Source organism: Sandaracinobacteroides sp. (genome assembly GCF_057137845.1).
In genome coordinates this window covers 1-6,038 of record NZ_DBNHFX010000126.1, presented here as the reverse complement: position 1 = coordinate 6,038, position 6,038 = coordinate 1, and the positions used below count along the sequence as shown (strand labels likewise).

Annotated in this window: 7 protein-coding genes; all 7 read left to right on the top strand. The window is 63.6% G+C overall.

Annotation, left to right across the window (positions count from 1 at the left end):
• The coding region (locus AC16JP_RS07150) for a hypothetical protein (RefSeq protein ID WP_484339920.1) at window positions 1–696 on the top strand (696 nt) is incomplete at its 5' end.
• Window positions 693–1,823 carry an N-acetyl sugar amidotransferase gene (locus AC16JP_RS07145; protein WP_484339919.1) on the top strand — a complete coding sequence of 377 codons (1,131 nt, stop codon included), beginning with the start codon at window positions 693–695 and terminating at the stop codon, window positions 1,821–1,823. The genes AC16JP_RS07150 and AC16JP_RS07145, both read left to right, overlap by 4 nt.
• Complete coding sequence (gene hisH / locus AC16JP_RS07140; RefSeq protein WP_484339918.1) at window positions 1,820–2,440, top strand: imidazole glycerol phosphate synthase subunit HisH; 621 nt, start codon at window positions 1,820–1,822, stop codon at window positions 2,438–2,440. The genes AC16JP_RS07145 and hisH overlap by 4 nt, the downstream gene beginning before the upstream one ends.
• Window positions 2,437–3,207: a HisA/HisF-related TIM barrel protein gene (locus tag AC16JP_RS07135; RefSeq protein ID WP_484339917.1), complete on the top strand. Its 771-nt coding sequence runs from the start codon at window positions 2,437–2,439 to the stop codon at window positions 3,205–3,207. Before hisH ends, AC16JP_RS07135 begins: the two co-directional genes overlap by 4 nt.
• On the top strand, window positions 3,204–4,442 hold the full coding sequence (locus AC16JP_RS07130; RefSeq protein ID WP_484339916.1) for an N-acetyl sugar amidotransferase: 1,239 nt from the start codon (window positions 3,204–3,206) through the stop codon (window positions 4,440–4,442). The genes AC16JP_RS07135 and AC16JP_RS07130 overlap by 4 nt, the downstream gene beginning before the upstream one ends.
• The gene (locus tag AC16JP_RS07125; protein WP_484339915.1) at window positions 4,439–5,446 is read left to right on the top strand and encodes a zinc-dependent alcohol dehydrogenase; all 1,008 of its coding nucleotides are present in this window, start codon (window positions 4,439–4,441) and stop codon (window positions 5,444–5,446) included. The genes AC16JP_RS07130 and AC16JP_RS07125 overlap by 4 nt, the downstream gene beginning before the upstream one ends.
• On the top strand, window positions 5,443–6,038 hold a 596-nt coding region (locus AC16JP_RS07120), incomplete at its 3' end, for a Gfo/Idh/MocA family protein (RefSeq protein WP_484339914.1). The genes AC16JP_RS07125 and AC16JP_RS07120, both read left to right, overlap by 4 nt.

Sequence of the window (6,038 nt, the reverse complement as noted above, 5' to 3'; positions counted from 1 at the left end):
GTCAGCGGCACCGGCTGGCAAAGCGACATCGAACATCAGGCCCGGAAACGTGCAGCCGATGCCGCGATCCCCAGCTTTGCCGTGCTCGACCATTGGGTGAACTACCACGACCGCTTCACCCGGCAGGGTGAAACGCTGTTTCCGGACGAACTGATCGTCGCCGACATGGATGCACTTGAACTTGCCCGCGCGCAGTTTCCCGGCATTTCCGTTCATCAGTTGCCAAACCTCTATCTCGAGAACACGCTGGCAGAGATCGCCGCAGCCGAGCGCCGCCTCGACCATGAACCGCATGGATTGCTGCTGGTGCTGGAACCAGCGCGCGACGACTGGGGCCGCAGACAGGATGGGTGTTTTCAGGCGCTCGACCATCTGATCAGCAACTGGGACCGGATCGGGCTGCCCGCCGACCTGCCCTTGCGCCTGCGGCCACATCCTTCCGATCCCGAGGGGCATTACGACCGCTGGATGGCCGACAATGCCGACCGCCACCCTACCCTGTCACGGGGAACGGGGCTGGCCTCGGATCTCGCGGCTGCCAGCCACGTCGCCGGATTGAACAGCTTTGCGCTGACCATTGCCCTGGCCGCCGGCCGCACAACCCTGTCGATCCTGCCACCATGGGCACCGCCTTGCGTTCTGCCACACAAGGGAATCCAGCACCTCAGGAACATCAGCGAGGCTGTAAACCTATGAAATACTGCCCCTGCTGCCTGCAACCGGACACGCGCCCCAACTCGCGATTCACGGACGCCGGAATCTGCCCTGCCTGCGATTATTTCGAACGCCTGCAATATGTGGACTGGCAGGAGCGTTACGAGATTCTGGAAGACCTGCTGGCAAAGCGTGAAAAGCGCCCCGGACAAGTCTATGACTGCATCATCGGTGTCAGCGGCGGAAAGGACAGCACGCGTCAGGCGTTGTGGATCCGCGACAGGCTGGGGCTGAAGCCACTGCTCGCATGCCTCAGCTATCCGCCCGAACAGGTGACCGAACGTGGCGTCGACAATCTGTCGAACCTCGTCAGCCTGGGCTTCGATCTGGTGCTGTCGGCGCCTGCGCCCGGAACATGGCGGCAGATGATGCGCGCCAGCTTCGACAGGTTCACGAACTGGGCGCGATCGACAGAACTGGCGTTGTTCAGCTCGGTCCCGCAGCTTGCGATCGAGCATGGCATTTCCCTGATCCTGTGGGGTGAAAATCCCGGCCTCCAGCTCGGAGACCTGAAAACACTGGGCCGCACCGGCTATGATGGCAACAACCTGCGCTACATGAACACCCTCTCGGGTGGCGGGCTGGACTGGATGCTGGAAAGCGGCGCTGATCCGCGCGAGCTTATTCCGTACCGCTATCCGTCACCCGACGCCTTCGAGCAGCACCGCCTGCAAATCGTCTATCTCGGCTGGTTTCTGGGCGACTGGTCACTCGTCAACAATGGGATGTACGCCGTCGCCAGCGGCATTCGCATCCGCACCGACACCGTAGAGAACACGGGCGATCTGGCAGGAGTGACTTCGCTAGATGAAGATTGGGTGACGCTGAACCAGATGATCAAATACTACAAGTTCGGATTCGGCCGCGTGACCGACTATGTGAACGAGGAAATCCGCCTGCAACGCCTGACCCGCAACGAAGCGATCGGGCTGGTAGAACAATATGATAACGCCTGTGCGCCGGAATATATTGCAGCATTCTGCGACTATATCGGCATCCATGTCACCGACTTCTGGGACAGGGTGCGCGCATCCGCCAACCGCGAACTGTTCGACGTCCGCGCCGACGGCAGCGTCGTCCGCCGCTTTCGGGTGGGGGTCGGGCTGTGAACCGGCGCACCATCGGCGTCATCGATTATGGCGCGGGAAATCTTTCGTCGGTGCAGCGGGCATTCCACAGCATCGGCCATCGCTGCCGCATCACCTCGGACGTGCAGATTCTCGACGCGTGCGATCTCCTCGTCCTTCCTGGCGTCGGCGCCTTCCCGCTTGCGATGGAAACCCTCGCGCTGACCGGTCTCGACACCTATGTGCGCACGGCCGTGAAGGCCGGGCGGCCTTTGCTGGGCATCTGTCTTGGCATGCAATTGCTGGTGGATGAATCGAGCGAATACCGGACAACGGCCGGACTCGGCCTGATTCCGGGCAAGGTCGATCCTCTGCCGGGCGCCGGCTGGCACATCGGCTGGAACCGGCTGGAGGTGGAAAAGCCCGACCCGGTTGCGCGTGGCAGCGATGGCGACGCCTTCTATTTCAACCACAGCTTTGCCGTTCACGTGCCTGACGAATACCGCCTCGCCAGCGCCCGGCACGGTTCGGTGCTGACGGCGGCCATCCGCCGCGATCAGGTGATCGGCCTGCAGTTTCACCCTGAAAAGAGCCAGGAAGCCGGGCGTGCGCTGCTTCGCTCGGTCGTCGATGGGCTGACCGGTGGAGACGTCGCATGATCCGCAAACGCCTGGCTGCCGCCATCGTCGTCCGTCGCGGGATCGCCGTGCAGTCGTTCGGATACGGCCGCTGGCTTCCGATGGGCGATGCAGCCGTCATCGCGCAGAACTACGACCGCTGGGGCGCCGACGAGATTATCCTGCAGGTGATCGACCGGGGAAATAATGGCCCTGATCTCGATCTTCTGGAACGCATCAACCGGATCGGCCTATCGACGCCGCTGGTATATGGCGGCGGCATTCGAAACGTTGCCGACGCTGTGGCCGCCGTGAAACGCGGAGCCGACCGCCTGAGCATCGATTCACTGCTGCGGGATGGCCCCGGAGAAATCGACGCCATTGCCGAAAGCCTTGGGGCGCAGGCTGTGATCGCATCGCTTCCGCTGTCGGTCGAATCCGGGCGGATCATGTGGCGGGATTATCGCAAACACACCGACAGTGTGTTGACTCCGGCCGTCCTCGACCTGCTGGCGGGGGGGCGGATTTCGGAAGTGCTGGCGGTGGACTGGCAACACGAGGGGCATATGGGCAGTTTCGACCCGCAGATCATCGAACTCTTTCCCCTTGCCGCCATTCCGAAGATCGCCTTCGGCGGGCTGGGCGACCCGGCCATGGCCCGGCGTCTGCTGGAACGTGACGACATCGCCGCAATTGCCATCGGCAATCCACTGAGCTGGAACGAGCATGCCATCCAGCACATGAAGCGCCGGCTGCCCGGAATGCCTCTGCGACAGGCGTCTTTCAGCGGGCTGGAGGTTCCGGCGTGAGCGCGGCCCATAAAATCTGCAAGCGCTGCCTCTACCACGACAGTCACCCGCTGGGTCTCGTGATCGACGACGACGGCATCTGTTCGGGCTGCCGTATCCACGAGGAAAAAGACCGGCTCGACTGGGACGCACGCTGGCGCCGGCTGGAGCAACTGGTTCAGCCCTACCGCTCTCCGTCGGGCCAGAATTACGACTGCATCGTTCCGGTAAGTGGTGGGCAGGACAGCCATTTCATCCTGCATCTGGTGAAGGAAAGGCTTGGGCTGAACCCGCTCGTCGTCAGCTATAACCGGCACTATAATTCGCCGCTCGGCATTCGCAATCTTGCCAACCTGCGCATCCGGTTCAATGTCGACATCCGGCAACTGACGGTGAACCCCGAGACCGTGCGCCGCGTGACCCGCACGTCGTTGCGGATGTTCGGCAGCCTCTATTGGCATGTTCTTGCCGGCCAGACCGTGTGGCCGGTGCAGACGGCGGTGCGCACGGGCGTGCCGCTGATCATCTGGGGGGCGCATCAGGGTCTCGAACAGGTGGGCATGTTCAGCCATGAACAGGAAGTCGAAATGTCGCGCCGCTATCGGAAGGATCACGACCTTCTGAGGCACGAGGCTTCCGATCTTCCGTCGCTGTTCGATGTGCTGACAGAGGCCGACATGGAACCATGGCGCTACCCCGACGACAAGGCGCTCGACACCGTTGGCGTCAGGGGCATCTATCTTGGCAATTTCGTGCGCTGGGATCCCAAAGCCCAGCACGAGCAGATGATCGAACAACACGACTATCGCACATGCCGCTTCGATCGCACGTTCGATACCTACGACCATGTCGACTGCTTCAACTACATGAACCTGCACGACGTGCTGAAGCTCTACCGGCACGGATACTCGAAGGTGACGGATCATGCCTGCCGCGAAATCCGCCACGGGCGGCTGACGCGGAATCAGGCGCTGGCGCTGGTGCGACACCACGAACAGCAGCCGGCGCGCTATGACGAACGTTTCTGCGAATGGCTGGGCATCGACCGGCGCGGGCTGGACTTTCTGATGGACCAGCATCGCAACCCGCGCTGGTGGCGCAAGATCGCCCCCGGCAAGTGGGAGTTCTGCGGCTGGAGCAGCCACGCCGACAAGGAACCGGGCGAGCCGGTGAATGCCGGTTTCATCGTCAACGATGATCTCGAACGCGACCGTGGAGACCGCTATATCCTGATCGGCCGGGGCTATCCGGTATGAACGTGCCGTCGGAAGCCAACGTCGCATGGCTCGACGGTCCGGGCCAGCTTGCATGGCGGCGTCAGGCACTATCGCCTGCGGGTGAAGGCCAGCACCTGTGCCGCGCCATTGTCAGCGCTATTTCGCCCGGCACGGAACTTGCCGCCTGGACGGGCGCCCCGCCGCTGCGCCCCGGCCCTGTTTACCCCCGGGTTTCGGGATACTGCCATGTCGCGGAAGTCGTCGCATCCGGCTCCGGTGTCACCCGCGCACAGCCGGGTGATCGCGTGCTTTCCTTCACCTCGCATCGCGATGCCATGCTGCTGGCCGATGATGAAGTGCTTGCCGTCATCCCCTCAGGCCTGAGCAGCGAGCAGGCGTCGATCAGCTACCTGTTTCACTTGGGCTACAATGCAGTGCTCGAATCCGGCGTCAGGGCCGGAAGCCGCGTGCTGGTGCTGGGGCTTGGCGCATTGGGGCAAACGGCAGTCACCATGGCAGCGCTGGCCGGTGCCCGCGTTGCGGCAATCAGCGATCAGTCATCCCTTGGCGACTTGGCGCTGCGAGCGGGCGCCTGCTGGACTGGGGGGCGCGGCACCGTGGCAGACGGACCGGACTGGCTGGCCGGTGGCGCCGATGTCGTGATCTCGACGACGAACAGTTGGGAGGACTGGCAAACAGCACTTGCCGCCACCTGCAAACGGGGCACCATAGCCGTGCTAGGGTTCCCCGGCAGAAACCTTCCCGCCCCGGTTGCCAATCCGCTGGCGCCCGAACATTTCTACCAGAAGCAGCTTTGCATCCGGTCCGTCGGCATGTCTGTGGAACTTCCGGATCCACGCGGGTTCGCACGCTGGAACGAACGCGACAACCTCGCGTTCCTGCTCGAGCTCCTCGCCAACGGCACGATCGACGCTTCTCCGTTCACGGCGCACTCCATGCCTGCTACACAACTGGCCGACGCCTATGCCGGCCTGCTTTTGCGCCAGCCCGCACACCTGACGACCCTGTTGCAATGGGCATGACCTATACAGCCGCCGTCGTCGGGTGCGGCCGCATGGGGGCCTTCACCAGCCCGGCCGTCCGCGCGCAGGCCCCGGCCTGCTGGTTTCCGCTCGCCCATGCCGAAGCGATCGCTGCCCATCCACGGCTGAGGCTCGTCGCCGTCGCCGACAGCGACCGTGAGGCAGCCGAACGTGCGGCCCGACACCATGGTGCCGGAACCGCCTTTGCCGATGGGCATGCGTTGCTGGCTTCGGTTCGCCCGGATCTCGTGGCAATCGCCACACGCACGCCAGGCCGCGCGGCGCTGATCCTCGACGCGATCCGGCATGGAGCGCGCGCACTGCACGTCGAAAAGCACTTGTGCAACAGCATGCAGGAACTGGTGCAGATCTCGGATGCGCTCGGCAGCGCGGAAACCCGCCTGACACTTGGGGCAATACGAAGGCGGCTGCCTCCCTTTCAGGCTGCCCTCACCCTCGCCCACTCGGGAAAGCTGGGCAGGCTGCTCGAAGTTCAGGTCAATCTCGGTGCGGCCCCCCTCTTCTGGACGCATCCGCACGCGGTGGACATGCTTCTTGCTGCCGCCGATGGCGCCCCTGTCGCCGACGTGAC